Source organism: Bacillus sp. UNC69MF (genome assembly GCF_000746035.1).
Taxonomy (GTDB): Bacteria; Bacillota; Bacilli; order Bacillales; family Bacillaceae; genus Bacillus; species Bacillus velezensis.
This window is the reverse complement of sequence record NZ_JQKM01000003.1, coordinates 444765-470587: the sequence shown is the minus strand read 5'-3', so window position 1 is coordinate 470587 and position 25823 is coordinate 444765. Positions and strand designations below refer to the sequence as shown.

The 25823-nt window shown below is 45.1% G+C and carries 20 protein-coding genes; 8 read left to right on the top strand and 12 right to left on the bottom strand.

The genetic code is table 11. The annotated features are described in order from the left end of the window. Positions 1–124: 124 nt before the first annotated feature. From BR62_RS0102350 to tagD, 3 genes are all read right to left on the bottom strand, one after another. Entirely contained in the window at positions 125–2293 is a 2169-nt protein-coding gene (locus tag BR62_RS0102350; protein WP_032869535.1) for a teichoic acid poly(glycerol phosphate) polymerase, read from the bottom strand. Between the two features lie 49 nt (positions 2294–2342). Further along, a complete protein-coding gene (locus BR62_RS0102345) occupies positions 2343–4361 on the bottom strand; it encodes an alpha-glucosyltransferase N-terminal domain-containing protein (RefSeq protein WP_032869533.1) in 2019 nt (672 codons plus the stop codon). A 162-nt stretch (positions 4362–4523) separates the two neighbouring features. Next, entirely contained in the window at positions 4524–4913 is a 390-nt protein-coding gene (gene tagD / locus BR62_RS0102340; RefSeq protein ID WP_003151361.1) for a glycerol-3-phosphate cytidylyltransferase, read from the bottom strand. Between the two features lie 355 nt (positions 4914–5268). Here tagD and BR62_RS0102335 point away from each other — a divergent pair, with 355 nt between their 5' ends. Together BR62_RS0102335 and BR62_RS0102330 are read left to right on the top strand one after the other, a co-directional pair. Then, positions 5269–6039, top strand: a complete 771-nt coding sequence (locus BR62_RS0102335; protein ID WP_007407501.1) for a WecB/TagA/CpsF family glycosyltransferase — start codon at positions 5269–5271, stop codon at positions 6037–6039. 32 nt (positions 6040–6071) lie between these two features. Next, a complete protein-coding gene (locus BR62_RS0102330; RefSeq protein WP_032869531.1) occupies positions 6072–7238 on the top strand; it encodes a CDP-glycerol--glycerophosphate glycerophosphotransferase in 1167 nt (388 codons plus the stop codon). A gap of 61 nt (positions 7239–7299) precedes the next feature. Here the strand turns inward: BR62_RS0102330 and BR62_RS0102325 are convergent, their stop codons facing one another. Together BR62_RS0102325 and manA are read right to left on the bottom strand one after the other, a co-directional pair. After that, positions 7300–9945 (bottom strand): N-acetylglucosaminidase, encoded by a 2646-nt coding sequence (locus BR62_RS0102325; protein WP_007407503.1) that lies wholly within the window; start codon positions 9943–9945, stop codon positions 7300–7302. A gap of 140 nt (positions 9946–10085) precedes the next feature. Then, positions 10086–11036 (bottom strand): mannose-6-phosphate isomerase, class I, encoded by a 951-nt coding sequence (gene manA / locus BR62_RS0102320; RefSeq protein ID WP_007407504.1) that lies wholly within the window; start codon positions 11034–11036, stop codon positions 10086–10088. 217 nt (positions 11037–11253) lie between these two features. On the opposite strand from manA, the gene BR62_RS0102315 reads away from it, so the two are divergent. From BR62_RS0102315 to BR62_RS0102305, 3 genes are read left to right on the top strand one after another with little or no spacing between them, the layout of a single operon-like run. Next, positions 11254–12705, top strand: coding sequence for a spore germination protein GerBA (locus BR62_RS0102315; protein WP_032869530.1), 1452 nt, complete (start codon positions 11254–11256; stop codon positions 12703–12705). Positions 12706–12710: 5 nt separating this feature from the next. Beyond that, positions 12711–13817 carry a GerAB/ArcD/ProY family transporter gene (locus BR62_RS0102310; RefSeq protein WP_015240707.1) on the top strand — a complete coding sequence of 369 codons (1107 nt, stop codon included), beginning with the start codon at positions 12711–12713 and terminating at the stop codon, positions 13815–13817. Then, on the top strand, positions 13814–14944 hold the full coding sequence (locus BR62_RS0102305) for a Ger(x)C family spore germination protein (protein WP_032867485.1): 1131 nt from the start codon (positions 13814–13816) through the stop codon (positions 14942–14944). The genes BR62_RS0102310 and BR62_RS0102305 overlap by 4 nt, the downstream gene beginning before the upstream one ends. Positions 14945–14947: 3 nt before the next feature. Here BR62_RS0102305 and BR62_RS0102300 read toward each other — a convergent pair whose 3' ends face one another. Both BR62_RS0102300 and BR62_RS0102295 read right to left on the bottom strand, forming a co-directional pair. Then, entirely contained in the window at positions 14948–16360 is a 1413-nt protein-coding gene (locus BR62_RS0102300) for a bifunctional glycosyltransferase family 2 protein/class I SAM-dependent methyltransferase (protein ID WP_080760386.1), read from the bottom strand. A gap of 92 nt (positions 16361–16452) precedes the next feature. Beyond that, positions 16453–17829 (bottom strand): sugar porter family MFS transporter, encoded by a 1377-nt coding sequence (locus tag BR62_RS0102295; RefSeq protein WP_007407509.1) that lies wholly within the window; start codon positions 17827–17829, stop codon positions 16453–16455. Between the two features lie 304 nt (positions 17830–18133). Between BR62_RS0102295 and BR62_RS0102290 the strand changes: the two genes are divergently transcribed. From BR62_RS0102290 to BR62_RS0102280, 3 genes are all read left to right on the top strand, one after another. Then, on the top strand, positions 18134–19120 hold the full coding sequence (locus BR62_RS0102290) for an LCP family protein (RefSeq protein ID WP_032867481.1): 987 nt from the start codon (positions 18134–18136) through the stop codon (positions 19118–19120). 155 nt (positions 19121–19275) lie between these two features. Beyond that, positions 19276–20133: a Cof-type HAD-IIB family hydrolase gene (locus BR62_RS0102285; RefSeq protein WP_032867479.1), complete on the top strand. Its 858-nt coding sequence runs from the start codon at positions 19276–19278 to the stop codon at positions 20131–20133. A gap of 105 nt (positions 20134–20238) precedes the next feature. Continuing rightward, entirely contained in the window at positions 20239–20964 is a 726-nt protein-coding gene (locus BR62_RS0102280) for a sunset domain-containing protein (RefSeq protein WP_032867477.1), read from the top strand. Between the two features lie 38 nt (positions 20965–21002). Here BR62_RS0102280 and BR62_RS0102275 read toward each other — a convergent pair whose 3' ends face one another. From BR62_RS0102275 to pgsB, 5 genes are all read right to left on the bottom strand, one after another. After that, positions 21003–22238 carry a C40 family peptidase gene (locus tag BR62_RS0102275; protein ID WP_032867475.1) on the bottom strand — a complete coding sequence of 412 codons (1236 nt, stop codon included), beginning with the start codon at positions 22236–22238 and terminating at the stop codon, positions 21003–21005. Positions 22239–22388: 150 nt separating this feature from the next. Beyond that, the gene (locus BR62_RS19450; protein WP_003151344.1) at positions 22389–22550 is read right to left on the bottom strand and encodes an extrachromosomal elements maintenance protein EdmS; all 162 of its coding nucleotides are present in this window, start codon (positions 22548–22550) and stop codon (positions 22389–22391) included. 7 nt (positions 22551–22557) lie between these two features. Continuing rightward, positions 22558–23706 (bottom strand): CapA family protein, encoded by a 1149-nt coding sequence (locus BR62_RS0102270; RefSeq protein ID WP_017418784.1) that lies wholly within the window; start codon positions 23704–23706, stop codon positions 22558–22560. 18 nt (positions 23707–23724) lie between these two features. Beyond that, entirely contained in the window at positions 23725–24174 is a 450-nt protein-coding gene (gene pgsC, locus BR62_RS0102265; protein WP_003151340.1) for a poly-gamma-glutamate biosynthesis protein PgsC, read from the bottom strand. Between the two features lie 14 nt (positions 24175–24188). Further along, complete coding sequence (gene pgsB, locus BR62_RS0102260) at positions 24189–25370, bottom strand: poly-gamma-glutamate synthase PgsB (RefSeq protein WP_003151337.1); 1182 nt, start codon at positions 25368–25370, stop codon at positions 24189–24191. Positions 25371–25823 lie beyond the last annotated feature (453 nt).

Sequence of the window (25823 nt, the reverse complement as noted above, 5' to 3'; positions counted from 1 at the left end):
TAAAGCATCGCTGATAATTGTACCAGAAATCAAATTTTTTTTCACTTTCAAGCCGCATGCAAATGCTGCTAAAAGGTTTGTAAAGCATAATAGAAAAACCCCTTGATACAAAGGGGTTTTTCTATTATTCAGATTCAAACACAATCTTTACGACTTTCTCAGAAGAATGTCCTGACTCAAGGTAACAGAATTTGTCATAAAAAGGTTTGAATGAAACCGGGTGCTGATAATCCGGTGATGAAATATGTTTAATTGCCTCGATCGTTTCCTCTGTCGTTTTCACTAACGGACCAGGAGCATCTTTCTCAAAATCGAAGTAAAACCCTCTGAGTTTATCCCGGTATGTTTCAATATCGGGAACAAAAAACAGCATCGGGCGTTTCAGATTTGCAAAATCGAAAAATACAGAAGAGTAATCGGTGATTAACAGATCTGAAATCATATACAATTCCCTAATATCTTCGTGTGCAGAAAAGTCGTAAGCAAACCCTTCAAACGGACCGAGGTCAAAATTTTCGGCCACAAGATAATGCATTCTCAGAATAACGAGATATTCATCCCCGAGCTCTTCCCTTAATTTATGCAGGTCTAAATCAAGGTCAAATTTATAACGCCCTTTAGCATAAAACTGGTCATCTCTCCATGTCGGCGCATAAAGAATAATTTTCTTATCCTCAGGCAGGTTTAACCTTCTTTTTATCGCTGTGATTGTCTCATTATTATTGTCATTATGAAGAAAATCATTTCTCGGATAACCTGATTCGATCATAGTTTTATCGAATTGGAAGGCGCGCGCAAATATCTCAGACGAGTAGGCATTAGGGGAAATTAAATAATCCCAATTGGATGCCTCTTTAATAAAATTCTTTTTATATTTTTTCGTATTAGTACCCGGCATATGAACTTCTTCCATATCCATTGCAAGTCTTTTTAAAGGCGTCCCGTGCCATGTTTGAAGATAGGTTGTATGTTCCGGCTTTGGAATCCATAAAGGCAGACGGCTGTTGACGACCCAATATTCTGCCCGCGCCATAGCAAACAGCCACTTGATAGAAAGCCTGTTAACGTATTGAATGCCCTTCTCTTTAAAAGGCGCTGCATACTGTTTATTTACGCTCCAATACATTTTATATTCCGGGTGATTGATTTGCATGTATTCATAAATTGCTCTCGGATTACAGCTGTATTGTTTGCCGTTAAAGCTTTCAAAAATAATGGTCTTGCTTTTAACTGGCATTTTGCTCGCCATTCTGAAAACAACTTTATAACCTTTCGTAATAAGGGAATTTCTGCGTTTTTTCAGTTTTTTCATTTTGGAAATGAAACGTTTTTTCTTCCCTTTTATGAAGTATCTCATCCTTGTTTTCAGGCTGTAGTCGTTCACACGGATACAGACAGTCTGCTTTTTCTTCTTTTTATATACTTCATATCTGACCGGCCCGCTGTCTTTATTCACAACGCTTATTAGGCCTTTCAGTTTATTTTTTCTGTCTCCGAGCACAAGCGGAGTGCTGCTGAGAACAATAGGTTCAGCTTCGTCGTTTTCACAATGAAACTCCATAAACATACGGTAGACAAACCGTTTTTCCAGAGAATAAGGAATATCTTTTAATGGAATTTTTATTTGGAAATCAAAAATTTCAGGGGTGAATGCATCTTCCCGAAGCTGTTCAATATTCTCCGTTTTTTTCGTCATTTCAATAGGGAAATGTTTTTCTACGGGGTCTTCTCCCCCTTTTTTAATGACAAATTGCAGGTTTTTAACTGAAAGCTGATTCTCCGAACTTAGATATCCTGCATACCCTGAAATCATAATCTCTTCTGCCTTCAGCTGAATCTCATCAAACTTCACAATCTTCGCTTCTCTTTTTACCTTTAAGGAAAAATTCCCCTTATCGGTTGTATAAGGCAAAATTAACAGCTCAGTCGTATGATCAAGGTGGTAGGCACGCTCAATCGCTTCAGCTTCCACAGATAAACGCACCTGCTGAGGCTGTGCTTCTTCTTCTTCCGCTTCCGGTTCACCAAGTACCACATAAAAATCATAAGTCTGTCCCATTTCTAAAGGTTCAGGAAACGAGTGAATATTAATTGATGCGCTGTATTGAGCCGGGCTCTCTTTCTCTAAAATAATAAAGTCCTCGGCTCCGGAACGCCGTTCTTTTAATTTTAAATAACATTTCACTTCCTCAGCTAACGGTTCTTCGCTTTCAAGTGAAATAGAGAGCGCCAGATCGCCCACATTATTTTTTAAGCTTTTCAAAATACATTTACTCACAGTATTTTCATCCATACTTATTTTCTGCTCCTCTGTATTAAAGCTCTTCACTTTGCCGATTTACTTAATCGATGTGATCCTTTTTGTTTAACTTAATAGAGAAATTCCCTTTCACAGTCGTATAAGGTTCGAAAGTATATCCGTTATTCATAAACCGTTCCTTTTCGCCGAAAATAACTTCACGGCTGGATACCCTTCTAAGAATACTGATATGGTCAGCTGTTACAAACTGAATGTAAAAGTCAAGAACCGAAGTATGATTAGCATCGATTTTTTCTTTTTTGATATCCTTTTCAAAATCAATAGTAAACGGCTGAGCCGGTTGATCAGCGGATACGGAGATGATTTCAGCTTTGTTTTTCCGATCAATCCCGACCAGTCTGACTTTTTCAAAGCCATCATTCTGATCGCACACTGAAACGCTGATCGTCAATCCGGTGCCGTTATTTTCAAAGGATGTAATCGGCTGTTCTTTAGAACCCGCTTTTTCAGCGAGCCGTTCCTTTTCTTTTCTCACTTCAATCATTTTGGAAAGAGCATATGACCAATTTTTAACATAATTTGGTTTTGAGTATTTCTCAGCCATTTTAAAGGCCTGACGTGAAAATTGTTGATGAGTGCTGTCATCTCTCATTAAAGAGACAATGGCCTCGGCTAATTTTTCTATATTATATTGCTCGATTACATAGCCGTTTACTCCGTCTTCTACCAAGCTTCTGGCACCGTAATCATAATCGTAAGTTACCACAGGGCATCCGTTGCTCAATGCTTCCATGTTGGACAGACCGAAGCCTTCAAAGTGAGAAGTTGAAATTGTCAGCCACGCTTTTTGAAACTCGTAATCAGGGTTATTCGTGTAGCCTTTCAGCAATACATTTTTCTGGAGGTTTTGAGCTTCAATTTCCTTTTTGATTTTTTCTGTATCTTCTCCGGACCCGAATATTTCCAGTTTTGCATCCGGGATTTCATTTACGACAAGTTTGAACGCTTTAACGGCATGCGTCAGGTTTTTCATTGCGGCAAGCCTTGAGATAATAACCGCTTTATTTCGTTCACTCGGAACGTTCAGTACCTCTTCATCAAGCGGTTTATTAATGGTATGCGGCGTAAAAAAGAAAGTCTCTTTTTCCCCTGTAATCAAGGTGAAATCTGCAATCTGCTCCTCAGTAATAAAAAATACAGCATCCAGATTATTCATCTGGCCAAAAACTTCTTTATAACGCCCTTTGATCTGGAATTTATTATCACCATAATGTTTATTGTGAATAATCGCGGCATAATATGATGACGGCGCTTTTTTCACTCTGAAGACATGTTTGTCCTGAGGTCTGCTGTCTACCAGAAATAGTTTAGGCTGATCGTTTTCATTTTGAAGAACGTCTATCCAATACCGGCGCAGCTCAGATTCATCTCTAAATGTTAATGGACCTTCCTCCGTGTACCACGTAAAATGGGTAAATTTCACTTCTTCACTTTGGCTGTCCCACATGTAGTGTTTTTCCAGGTAAACGACACTTTCGCTGTTGATAAACTCCTGAAGGAAAATTTGATTAATCTTTGTGTCAAAATGAGAGACAATGACGGGTTTTCCTTCTTTATTGTATTCTTCTCTTTTGATTACTTGTTTCTCATCATTCAGATAGTCTACGTAACGCACCGCCGCACCGCCTGAATAATAGGAAAGAATATAATCATTTGATGATTTGCCGAAGATTTTTGAAATTGCCTTGCTTACTTTCCCCTTGCTGACATGTCTTTTTATTTGATCCAGCTCAATTTTCTCCGAATAAATCCGCTTGCCTTTTGTTTTTTTACTTAAAAAGTCATCATACATGTTTATAACTTGAGTGTATTCAGAGTCAGCTTTTCCCTTTTCAAACAGCTCGTTCTTTTTTCTAGCAAACTCTAAATCAAATCTAAAAGTAAGAAAGGCGGTTTTCTTTTGGCTTTCTTCTCCGAATAGTTTAGAACGCAATAATAGTGATTTGGTCAGACCGCCGTAATTATCCGGCAGTCCGCCTGAGATAAAATAATACATCATATCGGGAAGCTCATTATTATAGTTAATAGGCTGATTGGACAAATTTTTTCTCCCTTTCACCATATGAATTTAGTAAAACACTGCAAAATAATACTATTCCCGCAGATTAAATTAGCAAAACCAATTTAAGCATCAAAAAGTACTTCTTATCAATAAATAAGAAGTACTTTGATGGTTTTTCACTCAATCTATTATATTTCCGTATTACACCCCGGCAATTTCTTTTTTAATCTGTGTGGTGGAAATGCCTTCGGTTCTAGGGAGGTAGATGACTTCGCATTGATCTTTAAGGAAATCGAATTTGCCTTCCCAATCGTCTCCCATTACGAACACGTCGATGTTGTGATCCGCTACGTCACGTACTTTTTGATCCCAGCTGTTTTCCGGAATGACTTCGTCGACATAACGGATCGTTTCCAGAATCAGCTTTCTGTGTTCATAGCTGTGGTAGGCCTTTTTTTGTTTTTGCAGGTTGAACTCGTCTGTTGAGATGGCAACAACAAGGTAATCTCCAAGCTGCTTTGCGCGCTCAAGCAGTTTAATATGACCCCAATGCAGTAAATCAAACGTACCGTAAGTAATGACCTTCTTCATGAAACAAAAGCTCCTTTCTATCATCATACGTATAACAAGCAACTGCCCTGAAATGCTGCGCAGCTGTATCCTTAATCACTAAAGTGCCAATTTCGTACTCATGGAACCTCATTATATCACATAGCCCTGAAAAGGTTAAGCCAATGTAAAACGAAGTTAAAATCCACTTATTAACAAATGTTATTACAATAGGAGTTTAGCAGGGTTTTTGCGCGTATGATTAAAGAAATTGTTATCTTATTTATATTTTTGTAAAACTATTGTTAAGTTTATCTGAAGGTATTATGTTAAAATAAAGCTTAGCCTAAGTCACGAAAAAGTGAAAGAAAATCCCGTACAAAAAGGAGGACGGCAGATGCAGACTGAAATGGTGCACAACCTTTCTTACGTTAATGGAAATTTACAGGAGTTTATTTCATATTTAGACACTTATTATATCGCACAAAAGCAAGGAGCCGTCATTGCGACGGTCAATCCTGAGATCGGATACGCTGCGGCGAAAGACAAAGGTTATCATCAAGTCATTTCTTCCGCGGATTTCGTCCTGCCGGATGGTATCGGCGTCGTGTTAATGTCACGTTTGACGCAGCACCCGCTGAAATCAAGAATTGCGGGATTCGATGTGTTTCTTGCGCTGCTCGGCCTCGCAAACCGGCAGTCTAAAAAAATATTTTTATACGGAGCTAAGCAAGACGTGCTTGACGCCGTTTTGAACCGGATCAGCAAAGAGTATCCGAATATTGAGGTTGTCGGAGCCAGCAACGGTTATGAAGCGGATAAACGCTTCGTCGCCAAACAGATTTCCCGGGCGAAACCCGATCTCGTGTTTGTCGCCTTAGGATATCCCCATCAGGAACAATTTATTTATGAATACAAACATCTTTTCCCTCAGGCTGTATCGATCGGTTTGGGCGGAAGCTTTGATGTGTTCAGCGGAACGGTGAAACGCGCCCCTGAATGGATGATCAAAACGAATCTGGAATGGCTGTACAGACTGGTGACGAATCCGTGGAGATGGAAAAGGATGCTGAACATTCCGAAGTATGCTTTTACCGTTTTGAGAAATAATAAATCAAATAAAAGCCTGTATTCCAAGCAGGCAGAAGATCAAACGAAACAGCTTTAAACAAATAAAACAGCAAAAGAGATTGGTAATCTATGAACTTGCGATCTTTATTCGCCGCTTTTTATTCTATATATCTGTCTGTTCTCGGCGTTTTGTTCAAGCCTGTAAAGCCCAAGAACCATCTGACCCTGCTGGTATCTTTTGAAGAGAATGCGCAGGCTCTCATCCGTTCTTACAAAGCGCACGCTGAATCGCTTTCTTATGAAATGACGGTTTTGTATACGAGACATGCCGTCAGTCTGAAAAAAGAGCTGGAAGGTATCGGCTCTTTTTATCTGAACGAAAAACATCCGCTGCATCTTTTGAAGGCTGTTTTGATCCTTTTTAAGAGCAAAGTGGTGATAACGGATAACTATTTCCTCATGACAAGCGTCTTAAACCGCCGGCCGCAAACGACATGCATTCAAGTGTGGCATGCGAACGGCTCTTTGAAAAAGTTCGGCCTTGAGGATGTGACGAATCAAAACCGTCCGGCATCAGATATCAGCCGGTTTAAAAAAGTGTACCGCTCGTTTGACTTTGTCACCGTCGGTTCAGACGCGATGGCTGACGTTTTTAAAAAGTCGTTCGGCATACGGGACGGCCAGCTGTTAAAAACGGGTGTCCCCCTGACTGACGACTATTATGAAGAACACAAGCCGGAACTGAAGCACAAATGGCCGAAAAAAATCATCCTGTACGCACCGACATTCAGAGATTATGATATGCAATCCTTCCGGCTGCCATTCACCGAAGAACAGCTCACAAACGCGTTAAACGGAGAGTATATGCTGCTTGTAAAGCTTCACCCTGCCGTTTTGCATCAGATTTCGGCTTCGTTTGAAAGCGAACTGATCAAGAACGTGTCTGACATGCGTCTTCATGATCTCTTGAAAGCGGCTGATATTTTAATTACGGATTACTCTTCCGTGCCTTTTGAATTCGCGCTCTTAAATAAACCGATTTTCTTTTTCACGTATGATCTGGAAGAATATGATCAAAAGCGCGGTTTAATCGACAATTATACGTCCGTCATCCCCGGAAAGGCTTGTCATGACAGCGAAGCCCTTCTGGAGGAAATGACGAAAAAGCCATTTCGTGCAGAAGAAATGAAGCGGTTCTCGGACAAATGGAATATGTATTCAGATGGGAATTCGAGTGAAGCGTTATTGAAATTTGCGGAAACAAAAATGAAGAATTGTGCTGAAGCACCTGCCTGAATCCGACAGCGGGTGTTTTTTGCATGAAGAAAGGGCTGAAGCATACACTTCAGCCCTTTTTTTATACTTTCATATACACGGGAACATCATAGTAAAGCGTATAGTCATCCAGCAGTGAGTATAAGCTGTACATGCGGTTTACCTGCTTATACGCCCAGCCGATGTCTGTCGCATACTGATGGGCCGCGGCTGGAGACCATCTCATTTTATACAGCGTATCCTGCTCGTATGAAGGATTGTGAATATAAGACGCACCGATAAATTGGGCTCCGCCGATAATCGCGGCTTCCGGAGTAAACCAGCCTTGATTATACGCGTATTGTGCGCCGTAGTAATTCGGGTTGCTGTCATAAGCCCCGATGCCGTACATGTTGTAAACCTTTTTACCATTATACATAATGCCGTTCGCAAGCTCTGACGTGCCATTGCCAGTTTCAAGCAAAGCATGCGAAATCAAATACACTTCATTGATGCTGTATTTGCCGGCGGCTGTAATAAAGGCCTGGCCTTTCCCTGTCAGTATTCCTTTATTGACCAGCACTTTTTGATTCAGTTCCGATGCGTTCAGTCCGGCTGTCTGAGAGAGCTTCAGAAATTGAAAGTAATACTTGCTGTCTTGTGCGAAGTGAGCCGGATTGACATACTGCCCGACTTCGTCACTGCTGGCGTTTCTCCAGCCCATGCTGAGTTTGGCCCAGCCGTTTGTCTGGCCTGTGATGCTGACTTTATCGCCTTTTTTCAACTGCCCGATAATATTGCCGGAGCTGACTTCCGGGGTTGACCGGACGTTCAGGACGTCGGCTGTGACCGTTCCGGAGGCCGTATTGATGTACGTAAGCGATGCATAAGCCGCGGCATCAGTCTGCGGGCTGACTGTCATTTGTTTTTTGACCATATCTGCCAGCGAGATGTTGTAATTGGTATTCATGATTTGCGGTCCGTTTTTTATTTTCAAAATAGCCATCGTCCATCCGTACAGCTTTTTCAGCTTTTGGGAGGCGGCGTCCGCTGACTGCGCTCCCGTGAATTGATCGCGAATGCGGAGTTCATAAACCGGATGGCTTTCACTCGTATAGCCGGCCTGTAATTGTTTGGCGCTGAAAAAGCTCATACTTTTATTTAAAACGGTTTTACTGCTGAATGTTTCGGTTTTGATGACGTACTGTGCAGAGCCGGTTTTCCCCGTCTCCTTCACAGTGCCGGCCGCTTTGTTTTGCTTGAAAAAAGCAGTCACGCGGTCAATGTCTTCCTTTTTAAGCAGCGGTGCCGTTTCAATTCTGAATTGTGTATACGCTGCTTCACCTGTTTTCTGTGCGGAGGCGGATACTTTTTTCCCTTTGAAAAAGTCCAGCGAACGATTGATCTTTGCCGTATCAAGCAGTGATTCGGTTGTGACTTCGTACGTTGTGTCCGTCTGCTTGGATATTGTTTTTGAAATGGCGGTCAGTTTATATCCCGCCAGCAGATTCAATCCTTTTTTTATCCTCGACTGGTCTGCCGTCTGCTGAGAAAGCAGCTGATATTCGTTTTCTGCTGTTTTTCCCGCCGCTGTTCTTGCCGTCTTTACATGCTGCTGGCGGAAAAACGCCTCCGCTTGATCTGCCTGTGCAGCGGTAAGCTGCCCTGCCGTGATCCGATAAACGGACACTGATGCTGTCTTTTTGACAGGCGATGCGTCGCAATGCCATTTTTTCTTTTTAAAGAAAGCTTGAACACTTTGCAGCTGCTTAGCCGTCAGTCCGCTCATCGCGACCGTGTAATTATTTTTCTTGCCGGCTTTTTGATAGTTTCCGCTGACACCCGTATTCTTCTTGATTTGGGTGATAGCATTTTGTACGGCGCTTACTCCGTTAAAATATCCTGACTGCACGTTGTACACGGTTGCTGTTTTGCTATGGGCATACTTTTGAACATTCCCTTTGACGCCCGTTTTCTGCTGCAGCTGTTTCGCTAAACCTGCCGCATCATTTGCATTTGAAATGTCAGAGGCTGTCACGGTGATATTCGGACTGGCCTTTGCCGTGACTTTCAGCGACGCCTGCAATCCTGTTTCCTTTTGAAAATCAGTTTGGATTTGAGCGGCTTTTTGATCGCCGGAGATTGTTCCTGATTGGATCTGAAACCGGGCTGTTTCCCGTTTGATCTGACGGTATGACGCTTTCACGCCCGTCTGCTTCGTCAACGCTTGCGAGAGCGCTTTTGCGTCCGCTTCGGCCGCCATCTCAGCAGTCACGACCTGCATGTACGGCTGTTTTGTCCCCGCCGGCTTGACGGCGCCGGTCACGCCCGTTTTTTTCGTCAGTTCGGCAAGAAGATTTTTCGTCTGCCGCTCGTCTGATAGAACGCCTGATGTGACGGTCACGTACGGCAGTTTGCTTCCGCTTGCGCTGTAAGTGCCGGCCACGCCCGTCTGCTTCGTAAAATCTTTCAGCACGGTTTTCGCATCCGTTTCATCGTGTAATCCTGAAGCTGAGATTTGATAAGTGAGCGGCGTATTTCCGGCTTTCTTTGCGTCAGCCTGCCACCCCGTATCCTTTTTCAATTTCGCTGCCGCTTGAAGCGCCTCGTTCTCAGAAGCAAATTGCTGCTTCGTTTCCAGCTCGTAAACGGAGTAGTCGCTGTATGCGGCCTCTGCGGGCTGTGTAAGGGTGCAAAAGACAAGGAAAACGGCGGACAATAACATAGGTGCAACGAATCTCTTTTTCATTCCTTCTCCTCTTTCTGATTCAATTGGTTTCTATCAAACTAGTTTATTTATCGGCCGGCCTTCTTCATTTTTACAGAGAGAAATCACCCAATTTTCCAAATAAAAAAAACTTAATCCCAGAGCTGGGATTAAGTTTGGTTTTATATATGAGAAACGATGATCGTGCAATCTCCGTTTATCGTAAAGTCAGGCATCTGATCCGGCAGTATGAAATGCGCGCCTTTTTCAAGCTTGGCGGACTTGCCTTCACAGAGGATGGAGCCGCTTCCTTCTGTGACGCTGCACAGCATAAACGGAGCGTCCTGGGTCATTTCCGCCGTCCCGCTGATATCCCATTTGTATACAGAAAAATATTCTCCCTGCACAAAGGTTTTGATGGTGACGCCTTTTCTCGTTTCAGTTGATTCATCTAAAAATCCGTCCACATGAGGAACGGTGGCGGCGTTGACGGCATCGCGGATATGCAGCTCACGCGCCTGGCCGTTTTGATCTGTACGCCCGTAATCATATATCCGGTAGGCGGCCTCTGAATTCTGCTGTGTTTCAAGCACGAGCGCCCCCGCGCAAATGGCATGGATGGTTCCGCTCGGCACATAATAAAAATCGCCGGGTTTGATTTTCACACGGCGCAGCAGGCCTTCCCAGTCACCGCTGTTAATCATGGTGACAAGTTCCGCTTTCGAACGGGCCGTGTGACCGTATATGATTTCCGCATTTTCTTTACAGTCGATAATGTACCAGCACTCAGACTTCCCCGTTTCACCCTGTCCATGCTCCTCGGCGTCATAATCGTCAGGATGGACTTTAACAGACTGATGATGTTTGACGTCCAGTATTTTCGTCAGCAGCGGAAACCGGTCCCCTTCCGTTCCGCCGAATAATTCTCTATGCTGATCCCACAGTTCCATCAAGGTTTTCCCTTGATACGGACCGCTTTTGACCGTGCTCATTCCGTGCGGATGGGCTGATATCGCCCAGCATTCGCCGGTTGTTTCTGAAGGTATGTCATATCCGAATCGTTCGCGTAATAGCGTGCCGCCCCATAGTTTTTCTTTACATACAGGCTGTAAAAAAATCGGCTCTTGCGTCATGTTCGTTCCCCTCCCCTTAAAAAGCGGCTCATATCCCATTCCCCCTGTGTCTTTTTTAAAACACGGAGGGAGCCGCGGTTAAAAACAATATGTATAAAATGGCTGACCTGCTCATTATACCATTCGGATGGGGCGGAATGCTCAGCCATTTCCTATTCCAGAATAAAATGCCTTGTTTGTCGCAAATTAAAATAACTGATGGAAAGGGGGGAACATTGTGACGATACATGCGGAGCTCGGCAAAAACCTTGAAGCGCTGAAAAAACGGTTCGGCCAAAGCGATGACATGATGTTTTATTCGTTTACGTACGGAAACGGCAAATGTGACGCCTGTCTTATCTATATAGACGGACTGACCGACAATCAATTGCTTGCAGAATATATTATTTCGCCCGTGCAGGCGGCCGCCCGGCATCAAGAGGAACCGGCTGAAACACCGCCGTCATCCATCTCTTTCGGCTATCGTCATACCCGGCTTTCTTCACTTAAGGACGCGGAGGCAGACATTTTCTCCGGCAAATCGGTTTTGCTGGCGGAGGGGTGGGAGGAAGCTCTTTCGTTTGAGACGGAAACATTTAAAATGCGTGATATTGAAGAACCGTCTTCAGAAGTGCTTGAACGGGGGCCGAGGATAGGTTTTGTCGAAAAGCTTCGGACGAACACGGCGCTTTTGCGCGAGCAGTCCGGTGATCCCAACCTCCAGATCAAAGAGATCACACTCGGCGAACGGACAAAAAAGCGGATCGCCGTTGCCTACATTCGGGATATTGCCCCTGATGATGTTGTAAAAGAAGTGATGAAAAGACTGGAGTCCATCACCATTGACGACATTCCCGAATCAGGAGCGATCGAGCAGCTTATTGAAGATAACACGTATTCTATTTTCCCGACCGTCTTGACGACCGAACGGCCCGACCGGGTTATGGGCGCTCTTTTGGAAGGAAGGGTTTCCATTCTTGTAGATGGAACGCCTTTTACCCTTTTGGTGCCGGCTACCGTTGATGAATTTATCCACTCCCCTGACGATTATAATCAGCGGTGGGTTCCGGTTACCTTTCTCAGGCTGCTTCGGTATACATGCATTTTAATCACGATTTATTTACCCGGCCTTTACATATCGCTCGTTACGTTTCACACGGGGCTCTTACCGACGAGAATGGCGGTTACGATTGCCGGAAGCAGATTGAATGTCCCGTTCCCTCCTTTTGTTGAAGCGTTCATCATGATTTTTACGATCGAGATGATCAGAGAAGCCGGACTCAGGCTGCCGAAGCCGATCGGACAGACGATCGGCCTGATCGGGGGCGTGGTGATCGGACAGGCCGCCGTTCAGGCGAATATTGTCAGCGCGATGATGGTCATTGTCGTATCCGTTACGGCGTTGGCTTCTTTTACGGCGCCCTCCTATGCGTTCAATTTTCCGCTGAGGCTCATCCGTATTTTTTCAATGATTCTGTCGGCGATATTAGGTTTATACGGACTGATCATGTGCTATCTGCTTGTCATCGGCCATCTGATGCGCCTGAAAAGCTTCGGTCAGGACTATCTTATTCCGATCATGGCGCAGCCTGGCCAAGACTTAAAAGATACGATCGTCAGACTGCCGACGCCTCTTTTGAAAAAACGGCCGACCAGAAAAGAGACGAAAGATAAAATCAAGCAAAGGTGATCCCCATGAAAAAACCGGAAGACAAGCTGTCGTTTATGCAGACACTTCTCATGGTAAGCGGAACAATGATCGGAGCGGGCGTGTTAACACTGCCGCGCTCCGCCGCAACAGCGGACAGTCCGAGCGGATGGATCATTATTCTTGTGCAGAGTGTCGTGTTTATCGGCATCGTCCTGCTCTTTATGCCGTTTTTGCAGAAAAACAGCGGGGAAACCATTTATGAGCTGAATCAAAGCATCATGGGCCGCGCTATCGGTTCTCTTCTGAATTTATTCATCAGCTGTTATTTTGTCGTCACCGTCTGTTTTCAAGCCCGTTTTCTCGGTGAAGTCATCAATTACTTTTTACTGAAAAATACGCCGATGGGTGTCGTCATATTCATCTTTCTGGCGGTCGGCATTTACCATGTGACCGGCGGGGTCTATCCCATTTCAAAGCTTTATGCCTATCTGTTTCCGATTGCGATCGTCATTCTGATTACGCTGCTCATATTCAGTTTGAGACTTTTTAAGCTGGATTTCGTCCGCCCGGTCATGGAAGGAGGCTACAAAAGCTTTTTTGAGCTGTTTCCGCGGACCCTTCTGTATTTTTCGGGACTTGAGGTGATTCTTTATCTGGTGCCGTTTATGAAAAACCCGAAGCAGGCGAAAAAGGCGGCTGTCTTCGGCATCGCAGGCGCGAGCATTTTTTACAGCTTTACGCTGCTTGTCGTCATCGGCTGTATGTCGGTCGCTGAAGCCAAAACGGTGACGTATCCGACCATTTCCCTGATTCATGCCTTGGAAATCCGGGGCATTTTCATAGAGCGGTTTGATATCTTTCTTTTAATTACGTGGACATGCCAGCAGTTCACCTGTATGCTCGGTTCTTTTAAAGGGGCGCATCTCGGATTAAACACCATTTTCAAACTGAAAAATAAAAACAATGCCTGGCTGCTGGGAGGCTTATTGGCAGTGACATTCGGCCTTTCAATGTACCCCGATGATATCAACAGTGTGTTTGCATTCGCGAATATTCTCGGATATGCGTTTTTTGCCGTCATTATGATTCCTTTTCTCATCTGGTTTGTCAGCTGGATGAAAAAAATAGCCGGGAGGAAAAAGACGTCATGACACTTTTCATAAAATGGGCGGCGGCGCTTTTCATACTGATGACGCTTTCAGGATGCTGGGACGCGAAGGAAGTCGAAAAGCTGTCTTTCGCCCGGGGGCTGGCGATAGACGAGACGAGTGACCGCCGATATAAATTAACCTATCAAAACCTGCTGCCCCAAAGCGAAAACAGCCAGGCTTCCGGCCGGCCCGTGTTTGTCAATGTGACGACGCGGGGGGATACCATTCTTGAAGCCGTCAGTGAAGTCGCTTTAAAAGATCCGCCTGTTTACAGCGATCACTTAAAAGTGCTGATATTCAGCGACAAATTGCTGGCCGACCAAAATATACTGCAGATGATGAATCATTTTATCCGCGATGATGAATTACGGCGGAGCAGCTATCTCTTCGCGGCAAGAGGAAAAGCGTCCGATATTCTGACGGAGCCGACGCCGAATCAGCAGCAGCCCATGGCCGCGGAAAAGCTGATCGACCTTACGAACAACGGCGGCTACAACGGGAAGATTTTAAAACCGCTCCGAATCGGGAGAGCTTCGATTTACTGCCATAATAAACTCAGTTTTCTCATTCAGGCCGTCAGCAATCAAAAAGGAAAAACGGTGTATGACGGAGCGGCCATTATCAAAAACGCAAAACAAAACAGATTGGCGGGCTTTCTGTCATCATACGAAATACAGAGCCTGAATTGGCTGATGGGGACGATACGGGGCGGCGTGCTGCCCGCTTTGGATAAAGGGGGGCACCCGATTACCTTCGAGATCAAAAAATCAACATCCGCCATCACTCCCAGGCTGAAAAACGGGAAGCTGTCATTTCATGTAGCGGTAAAAACAAAAGGACTTTTGTCAGAGGACCAATATGCCGGAGAAGATTCATTCGATCAGCACTATTTAAACGGGCTGGAAAAGATTTTCGAAAAAAAACTGAAAAGCGATGTGAAAGAAGTCATCGATAAGCTGCAGAATCAATATGAAACGGACCCTGTATTCTTTTCTGACAGAGTCCGCATTCAATATCCCGACTATTGGAAGAAAGTAAAGCATCATTGGGATGAGACCTTCTCCGAAGCGGCCTTTGACTATGATGTTTCCATTCAGATTACCAACTTCGGAACGATGGGACGGTAGCCTTCAGCGTTTTTTTTCGACACGGAGGAGAATCTGATAAATCCGGCTTTGTTCGGGCAGCTGTGTCACCGGAAATTGCATCGATTGCGCCATTCGTGTGATTTCCTGTAAAAACAGCTGCACCCGCTCATCCACGTGAACATACGTATAGGACTGCTTTTTCACGTCAAATGTCTCTTCCGGAAAGAGCGTGCGCACCGTCTGCGGCGTAAAAAACCGCAAGTGGGTGCGGTCGAGAATACCGGCGTCTCTGTATGTCCAGTCACCGAGCAGAAGCGGGAACAGCGCTTCGGCGTGGGAAATATTCGGAATGCTGCAAACGATTGATCCGGCAGGCGACAAATAGGATGAGTACGTTTCAATGACGCGCCACGGGTCTTTTAAGTGCTCGAGGATGTCCGCGAAAATGATGCAATCAAAAAAGCCTTCCGGATAAGGCAGCTTCACTTCTTCGACATCTTCCTGCAGCACCGCTTCATAGTGTCCTTTTGCCGCTTGCGCCGCCAGCGGGTGCAGTTCTATTCCGTACAGTTCGCAAGGCTGTCTGTTTTGAAGTTCCAGCCCCGTAGCCCCCGCGCCGCAGCCGACATCAAGTATCCGTTTCGCCTCCCGGGGAACGAGCTCCGCAATTTCCGGTCTCGGATGAGTAAAGTACGTAAAATCAGTGCCCCATTTTTCCGTAAAACGCTGGCGGTTCTCCGAATATAACTGATTGATATTGATATCCTGATTAGCCGTAAACGTCGCATGCCCGTGGTGATGCACAAAGGCATCGAGGGCGATGTGCAGGCTGTAGCCTTTTTGGAGGGCGCGCAGACATAGGTCATCATCTTCAAAAGAACCGTATCCGAATTGCTCATCGAACGGGCCGATGTCTTCAATGACGCTTTTTTTCACCAGAAGACAGAAACCGACAAGGCGCAGCACCCGCTTTGTATGATGCTTTTCCCGTGCGCAATACGCCTCCGCGAATGACTCCAGCTCATCAAGCGATTGATATGCGTTATGGATCATTTGCGCACCGCTGACATAGTTGCTGACGGGCCCGACCATACCGGTTTTTTCAGATTGATACAGCACCCTCAGCATGGAGGTGAGCCAATTTTTCGTGACCATCGTATCGTTGTTCAGAAACAGCAGATTTTCTCCCCCTGCCGCTTCGATACCCTGGTTGCACCCCTTGGCGAACCCGAGGTTTTTTTCATTTAGGATGACTTTGACGTCAGGCAGATTTGATATGTATTCTCTCGTTCCGTCTGAGGAACCGTTGTCAACTATAATCAGTTCAATCTTATCTTTGTCGGTGTATCGTTCAATGCTGGCCAGACATTTTTTCGTCAGCTCAAGTTCATTATATGTAAGGATAATAATACTCGTTTTCACCGGCATCCCCGCCTTTATCGTGACTTTATACAACGTATGACATATCCCCGTCATTTATGTGACCGGGCGCCCGCACGGCATCCGTTTTGAGGGGCCGGTGAATAACCGCCCCCTAAAACTGAATATTACGGATGAACTGTCCGCCGATTTGATTCTGATCCCGAGCCTCCGTTACGGCTTTTCAGATCCTGCTCAATTTCTTCAAGGCTTTTCCCCTTCGTCTCGGTCACTTTAAACCGGACGAACAGGAATGCCAGTATCCCGATCGCGGCATAAATGAGAAATAAATAGCTGATGCCGACTGCTTCCATTAACATCGGATAGGTTAATGAGACAATCAATGTTCCGGCATGCAGCATTAAAGTGGAGACACCCGTCCCGATACCCCGGACATGCAGCGGGAATAATTCAGGAAGCATGACCCACACAGCAGGCCCCCAGCTGACCGCAAATACAATGATAAACAGGCCTAAACAAATCACCGTTGTCCATGATGCGGCTGCTGAATGTTCAAAGAAAAGATTGACCGCGGCCAATACGAGCAGACTGATGACCATGCCCGCATTTCCGGCCAGCAGCAGCGGCTTCCGGCCAATTTTATCAATGACTTTAATAGCCGCAAGCGTCATGATGACATTGACGGCGCCGATTCCGACCGTTCCCAATATAGACGCGGAATTGCCGAACCCCACACTGGTAAATGTTTTAGGGGCGTAATAAATAATTGTATTTGTCCCGATGAATTGCTGCAAAAAGGCAAGTCCGAGGCCGGCAATCAGCGCGGGTCTCACCCACGGCTCAAACAATTCTTTCAAGCCGCCTTCGTTTTCCTTTTCCGCTTCTTTCATCTGATCAATCTCATCATCAATATTCTTCGTTCCCCGCAATGATGAAAGGATTTCTCTTGCTTTCTCTTCTTTGCCGATCGTAAACAGCCAGCGCGGGCTTTCCGGCATAAATAAGATTCCGATCAGCAGAATGACTGACGGCACAACCGCAAGTCCAAGCATCCAGCGCCAAGCGCCTGCATCGGCAAATATATAGTTCACGATATAAGAAACGAGGATTCCGACCGTAATCATCAGCTGATTCAGCGAAGAAAGCGCCCCCCGTTTATGTTTCGGAGCCAGCTCCGATAAATAGAGCGGAACGATCGTTGTAGATGTTCCGACAGCCAGTCCGAGAATGATCCGGAAAAGAACCATCACCTCTGTATTCGGGGCAAAAGCGACTCCTAAACCGCCTATACAAAACAGCAGCGCCGCTCCCATGATGGCCTTCCGCCTGCCGAACCGGTCGGTCAGTTTGCCGGCGAATCCCGATCCGAGAATCGCCCCCGCCAATAACGAACTGACGACGAGGCCTTCTGTAAAGGCGTTCAGTCCCAGTTCTTTTTTCATAAATAAAATAGCTCCGGAAATGACTCCGGTATCATATCCGTATAACGCGCCGCCGAGTGCGCCGAAAAAATAGAGCCATTTATTCGAGTGTATGCTTTTCATGTTATGTAGACTCCCTTCATCCAACGCTGTATCCGCGCGGAATTGTTCTACTGCTTCTTTTACCTGTTTCCGTCCGTTTCAAACCTTCCGCACCGTTAATATCCATTATTTTACTAATTATTTTTTACAAAGCGACGAAACATTTCCCGCTTCCTGCCGTCCAATATAATGTGAACCTGATGCAAAAATAACAGTAGATGTTGTCGAAATAGAGAGAAAGATTTGGAATTTTCTCATTTGCAGAGTTGCTCCAAGTCAACAATTATGGTACGCTTCACAAAGAATAGAAACGAGAGGTAATGATATGGAAGAACGATCTCAACGCAGAAAAAAGAAAAGACGCCTCAGAAAATGGGTGAAATTTGTACTGGTATTCGCCGCTTTCTTATTGGTGATCGCCGGTTCCGTCGGCACCTACGCATTTGTGAAATTGAATAATGCGACCAAAGAAGCGCACGTCAGCCTTGACCGCGGCGACCAGTCCGTAAAACGGATCAAAGAATTTGACCCGAAGAAGGATTCTTTCACCGTATTGCTTTTAGGAATAGACGCCCGTGACAATAAGGGCGAATCAGTAGATGACGCAAGAAGTGACGCCAACGTGCTGGTCACCTTCAACCGGAAAAAGAAAACAGCGACGATGCTCAGCATTCCGCGGGATTCCTATGTCAACATCCCGGGACACGGCTATGACAAATTCGCGCACGCACATGCTTACGGCGGTTATAATTTAACTTATAAAACAGTAGAAAACATGCTTGATATTCCGGTAGATTATGTGGTTGAGAGCAACTTCGACGCGTTCCGCGATGTCGTCAATGAGTTGAACGGCGTTACGGTAAATGTGAAAAACCAGAAAATTGCCGATCGTATTAAAGTCGATACAAAAGGAAAAGTCGTGCTGAAGCCGGGCGTCCAGACGCTTGACGGTGAGCAGGCGCTGGCTTATGTAAGAACACGCAAAGCGGACACCGATCTGATGCGCGGACAAAGACAGATGGAAGTGCTGAGCGCCATTATTAAAAAATCTAAATCGTTAAGCTCGATCCCATCTTATGATGATATCGTCGACAGCTTAGGGAAAAACTTAAAAATGAACTTATCTCTTAATGACGCCATCGGTCTGTTCCCGTTTATCACATCGCTGAAATCGGTGGATTCTTTGCAGCTGACAGGTTCAGACAGCTATATTTACACTCCTCAGTACGGCAAAAATATTTATTACTTCAAGCTGAATGAGGAAAACCTTCAAGAAGTAAAAACAAAATTAAAAAATGATTTAGACGCGTAAGATGTCACGGCGGGGTTTTAGAAACCCCGCCGTTTTTCTGTTGAAAAAAAGGACATGAAGGTATAGCCTTTTAACTGAAGGCTTTCTGCTGATTTCGCACAAAGCTGAACATACTACATGAAGCAGCTTTATTTTTAAGGAGGGCATCCATACATATGAAATTGATAGCCATTGACTTAGACGGCACATTACTGAACTCGGACAGTGTGATTTCTCCGGAAAACAGAGCGGCTTTACAAAGAGCGGATGAAGCGGGCATTCTCGTGGCCATCTGCACGGGCAGAGCCACGTTTGATGTAAAAGCGCTCTTGAAGGATTTGGATATTCCGATCATTGCGGCAAACGGCGGGACAGTCCATGACAAAGGATACCGCCTCGTCAGCCGGCTCTTAATGGATCAGCAGGCCGGGAAGGATATAGCCGCTTATTTAACGGACAAAGACATTTACTTTGAGGTCTATACAGATGATCATCTGCTGTCCCCATTTGACGGCGAGTCCAAACTGCAGGCAGAACTGGATATTCTGAAAAGCGCCAATCCTAAGGAAGATATTCAGACATTATGGGAGGGCGCAAAGACGCAGTTCAAACAATTCGGCATTAAACCCGTACAGGATATACAGGCGATTTTTAACGGAGACGAACATGTTTACAAGCTTCTTTGTTTCTCTTTTGATATGGAAAAACTGAGAAACGCCAAAGAAGAAATTACACATCATACGAAATTATCCCAGACATCTTCCGGAAAACACATTATCGAAATCCTCCCTGCCGGTTCCGGAAAGGGACGTGCTCTGACGGAGCTTGCCTCACTGTACGGAATTGAAAAACAGGATATTTACGCCATCGGCGACAGCCCGAATGATTTCTCCATGTTTGAAGCGGCGGGAAACCGCATCGCCATGGGCAATGCGATTGATGAACTGAAGGAAAAAAGCACGTATATTACAAAAAGCAACGATGAAAACGGCGTCGCATATTTCATCAACCGGCTTCTCGACAACGATCAATAAAAGGAAAAAGCCAGGTCTTTCACGGCCTGGCTTTTCACGTTTCCCAAAAAACAAATTCCCAAAAATGAAAATAAATTGTAAGATAAAGAAAAAAGGAGTTTCATGATGTCGAATGCAATCGCTATTATAGGATGTTTAGCTTTTCTCTGCGCAGTCGGATACGGAATTTTCCATCTCATATGCAAAGCTGCCAAAAAAGAAAAACGTTTTTCAAAAAAGCTGTTTTGGCCCCTTCTCATCGGCGGATTTATCCTGCTTCTGACCGGCGCCTCCCTCGCAGAGCCGGACGCCTCGGCCGTGAAGGCAGAGGAGAAATACAGCACCCTTGATACCGCTTATCAAAAATTGACGAAGGAACACCAGGCGCTTGAGAAAAAATATGAAAGCATCAGTGCCGCGGCAGAAAAGGAGAAATCCGAAGCCGAAGCCGGCAATGAAGAAAAACTCAGCAAACTCAGCCAAGAGATAAGCGAGCTGAAAAAAACAAACAAATCACTCAAACAAGACAATGAGAAATTAAAAAATTCACAAAAGAAGCTCGAAAAGACCGCTGAAACGCTTCAGTCAAAAAATAAAACTTTAAAGCGGCAGAAAGCAGAAACAAAAACATCCGAAAACGCGGAAACGGCGCAAAACAACGCCCCTTCCTCCGGCGGACATGCCGAAACGAAAGCAGCCGGCACCTCACAGGGATGCGACATTAAAGGCAGCCGGAACGGCATTTATCACACGCCGGGAAGTACATACTACGACCGGACGACAGATCCCGCGGAAATGTTCTGTTCCGTAGAGGATGCGGTAGCGGCCGGATACAGAGCGCCGAAACGGTAAGAGAAAAAGACGTCAGAGACACTCTCTGACGTCTTTTTTTACGGAAGCCGGATGCCGCCCGCATATTTGTCCTTCCAATAAGCGCTTGTGTTCATATTTGTTATGGTAACGCCTGCGGACACGGTGACATGAATCACTTGTCCGTTCCCGATATAAATGGCCGGATTCAGGCTTTCCGCTTTAAAGAAGACCAGATCGCCGGGCTTCAGATCTTGTTTATCGACCGGAACGCCCGCCTGCATCTGCTTGTCCGCATAACGCGGCAGGCTGATTCCTTTCGCTTTTTGATAGATGTATTGAACAAATCCCGCCGTATCAAAGCCGGTTTCCGGTGAAACGCCGCCTTTCAGATAAGAAATTCCGATATGATCGGCAGCTGCGGACACAACGGGATTTTCTTTAGAAATGGCTAAATTGCTGAATCGGCGCACCCCCGTAAAATGTTTTTTCCAGTAATCTTCCGACAAGTAAGAAATGGTGACTTTTGCGGAGCGGCTTGCTTGGATGAACCTTCCTTCTCCCGCATAAATGCCCGCATGGGAAATTCCTTTTTTATACGTGTCGCTGAAATAAATCACGTCCCCGGGCTTTATATCGCTCAGTTTGATTTTCTCACCGACCAGCCACTGCTGTTCCGCTGATCTCGGCAGGTAAATGTGAAGCTTGTTTTCAAAAACATATTGGACCAGCCCCGAACAGTCGAATCCCGCCTCGGGCGTGCTTCCGCCGAATACATACGGAATGTCGAGGTAACGGGCTGCCTCCTGAACGATCGGGTCATCAGCCAGTTCCGGATCTTTTGTCATCCGCTTTGCGCCAAGATATAAATTCATCCAATAACTGCTTTTTTGAAAGCGTGTGACGGTTACGCCTTCTGACGGAGAACTGTGTATCATCTCTCCGTTTCCGATATAAAGACCGTCATGGACGGGCGCGTTTTGTGTTGAATCCGACTTTTTGAAAAACACAAGATCTCCCGGTAAAAGGTCATTTTCTTTGACGGCGGTTCCAATCTTCCATTGATCACTGACCGTTCTCGGCAGATGGATGTTCTGCCTGGTGAAAAGATAATGCATCAATCCGGACGGGTCAAAACCGTCCTCAGGCTCTTCGCCTCCGTAAACATATTTATTTCCGACAAGTTTTTGCGCGTCTGAAACCATCAGGACAGAAACTTGAGAATCCGCTTCAGCAATTTCCGTTCTCGTTACTGCGGGTGCCACAAGACAAATCATAAGGCCGGCAAGGATGTACTTCCTCCAGCTTGTGAGCATGTTTTCTATTCACTCTCCTCATTTTTAGTAGTTTTTACATCGGTAACTTTTAACAAATGTTTAGGAGAGCACACAAAAAAAGAATGCCCGTTATGGGCATTCTTTACTGGATTCGGAACAAACAATATGCCGGCAAGCGGAATCATGCGCTTATTTTGCGCCCGCTGTGTCCTCTTGCTGAATTTTTTGCATTTCCGTGTCAATTTTTTGTTTTTCCTGATCTGTGAGCTGATCATTGTATTTAAACGCTGACATAAACATAAATACCATAATGATCGCGGCAAACGGCCATCCCGCTTTAATGATTTTCATTTGTTTTTCACTCCGCTTTCTTTTTTAAGATATCGCTGTGATCCACATCAAACGTTAATTTTCCATCCTTGACGCTCCACTTGAAATTCGATTCTTTCGTCAGTTCACGTACGATTGTTTTATGATTGATGCTGCCTTTTTTAACCGGTGCAGGCGTTGCTTCATGAATATTCATCGGCGTGACTTCAAAGCGTCCCGTGCCGTTTTTCTGCAGATGATATTGAACAAGCGCCGTGTCTCTCGTTCTTGTCCACCCCTGGTCGAATACGAAGTTGCCCAGGCTGTAGAAAATAACAGTGCCGTGGTACATTTCGATCGGTTCCAGCACGTGCGGATGGTGTCCGACGATAATATCCGCTCCGGCATCTGACATTGCTCTTGCCAATTGGCGCTGTCTGTCATTCGGATCATTATCGTATTCCTGTCCCCAGTGTGTTTGAACAATGACAAGATCGGCTTTCTTTTTGGCTTTAGAAATCATCGGAATAAACAGCTCTGGATCGGCCGGAAGCACACCCGGCGCATTTCGTTTAGCTGCAAAGCCTTTTCCGGAAACATCAGTGAAACCCAGTGTTGCGATTTTGATTCCGTTTACATCTTGATAAGAAATGTTCTGCTCGGCTTCCTTCAGCGTGAGGCCGGCGCCGACAAGTTCAAGATTTTGCTTTGAAAACTCTTCAACCGTATCCCGCATTCCCTGCGGGCCGTAATCCATCGCATGGTTGTTGGCTGCCGTGAGAACGGTGAAATTCATGTCCTTCAATACTTTTACGGCATCTTTGTTTGACTGAAGGTGGATATTTTTTTCTGCTTCTTTGTAGTTCTTTTTATATGTAACCGGGTTTTCAAAGTTCCCCGACACATAGTCGGATGCTTCGAAGAATGGCTTTGCGTAACGGAAGACACTCTCCGTGCCTTTATGCTTTGTCACTTTCTCGACATTCCGGCCCATCATAATATCTCCGACGAATGAGGCTGATACAAGGTCATCGGCATTTCTTTTCACACTCGGCGTTTCCGCCTTCCCGGTCAGGATGCAGACGAACATCAGGCAAAAGACGATCGGCAGCGCGATAAAAACGTGAAGATTGGTCTTCTTTTTCTGCTGTTTGGTCAGCTTCAGCAGTTTTTCTTGAAAGCTTAATTGTTTTTTCATCGTTTGACACACCTTACATTAGATTAAGTAGTAAGCAAACATAATGGCAAAAGTTGCGCCGCTTAAGAACAGCGTGCTGGCAAATGTAATCGTTAATCCCTGTTTCTGAATGGTATTGGCGATCAGACCCGGTACGATGATACCGATTCCTCGGAATTCTGATATCTCAAACGGTACGATCGGGTAAAGGAAATCAAGGGCGATTTTTAAGCAGATTCCCGTTATCAGCATAGCTGCGAATTTTCTGCGTCCGTACAAAATCATAAATCTGGATAAACCGTATTTGACGATCACGTATGTAAGAAGACTCACTAACAATACGAGTAAAATAAAGACCGGCTGGTTAAAAACGAGCCCTAAATAACCCGGCACGACTAAACCGGCAGGTACGATACCTGTTTTTTCCGCGAAAATTAAACTGATTAACACGCCTAAAATAAGTGAGATATATAAATCTGATCCGAACATTTATCCTTTTCCTCCTAGCTAACGAGCTGTTTCACCTTATACTCTTGAATTTTTTCAATTAATGGTTCCGCTGAACCGTGGATATTGCCGACGCCATATATGACACGGTTTTGCATTCTTGTTTTCAGCACGTCCATGATTTCGTCTGTTGATTTATATTCCAGGTCGTGCAATGTATCGGCAGGAATCTTGCCTTCTTCATAAGCTCTGACGATCGGTTCTGTCGTCTCGCCGATGAGTATGAGTTCCTTCGTTTTAATGTACGGAAGCACGTCGTTTGCGAACTGAATCGTTCTGTCCACACGGTCGGCGCGGCAGTTCATGATAACGATCGGTTCATCTGTCGGGTAGCCGATTTCCTTTACACGTTTCCATATATTTAAAGTAGAAGATGCATCATTTGCGGCAAAGCCGTTTACGAAATGACCGGGCTCCTTCGTGCTGAGCAGCGGCAGGATTCTCATGGCGCCAGGATCAGGCGGCGCATTCAGCATTCCTTTAAACGCCGTTTCTTCATCTATCCCAAGAGCCTGGGCAACGCCGAGCGCAAGGGAAGCGTTATCAGGAAAGACCATATATTCAAATTTTCGAAGGTATTCATCTGTAATTTTAGAGTTATCCGCAATAATGACCTCGGTATTCCGCTCTGCGGCTTTTTCTTTAAAGAAGTCTGTGTATTCACTGTCTGTAATGACAAGGTGACCGTTATACGGTATCGTCGCGGTAAATGCTTCAGCGATTTCATCAAGCGTCGGCCCCATGACGTCCATATGGTCTTCAAGCACATTCACGATGACGCCGATGTTGGCTTGAAGGAGTTCTTCCTGAAAGATAATCTGATAATCCGGGTTTACCGCCATACATTCACTGACAATGGCATTGGCGCCCCGTTCTACGGTTTCCTTCATTACTTCTTTTTGCTCGCCGATATTCGGGCCCTGCGGTTTCCGTTTGATCGGTTTCTCCTCAGGTGTATCCCAATAGATCATCCTTGCATCTGTTCCCGTCGTTTTTCCGACTGTTTTGTAGCCCGCCTCCATCAGTATTCCGGTCGTCAGCCTCGTTACGGTTGACTTTCCGCGGATACCATTAATATTGACGCGTACTGGCAGAGCATCGATATTCTTCTGATGCCGCCTTTTTTCAATGATTCCGATGATTAGTACGGCAGCACAGGCTATAATGAGTAACCACATTGATTTTTGACATCTCCTTCTGTATTGATAAATTCATTCATCAGTATATAGCTTCACTATGAATTCTCAATCGGCATTATGTAACATAATCTTCCCGCTTTCACTGAGCCAAACTTCTCTATTAGTGACGCTATTCTTCCTATTATCGAATTGCTTTTTTTGGGAATAGGCAGGACTTCAACCTTACTTCAATTTTTCAAAAGAAAAATGAATGCGTTTACATTTTCGCGCAGAAATTCATTTGGACCAATGGAACTATTCGCGTTCCGGAAGAAAAAGATGTAATGATAATCCATCTTTTCCAGCCCGTTTGTATCAGCGGTTTTCGCACTGCGCATACGTTTTGGGACTCTCTGTCCGCTGTGTGCAGACTGCCTGTTTTGTTAAGGATAAGGTCTTAAAGTCATTCATTTTTCCCCCGTATCCTGCTTTCAGTCCCATTCCAAAATAACT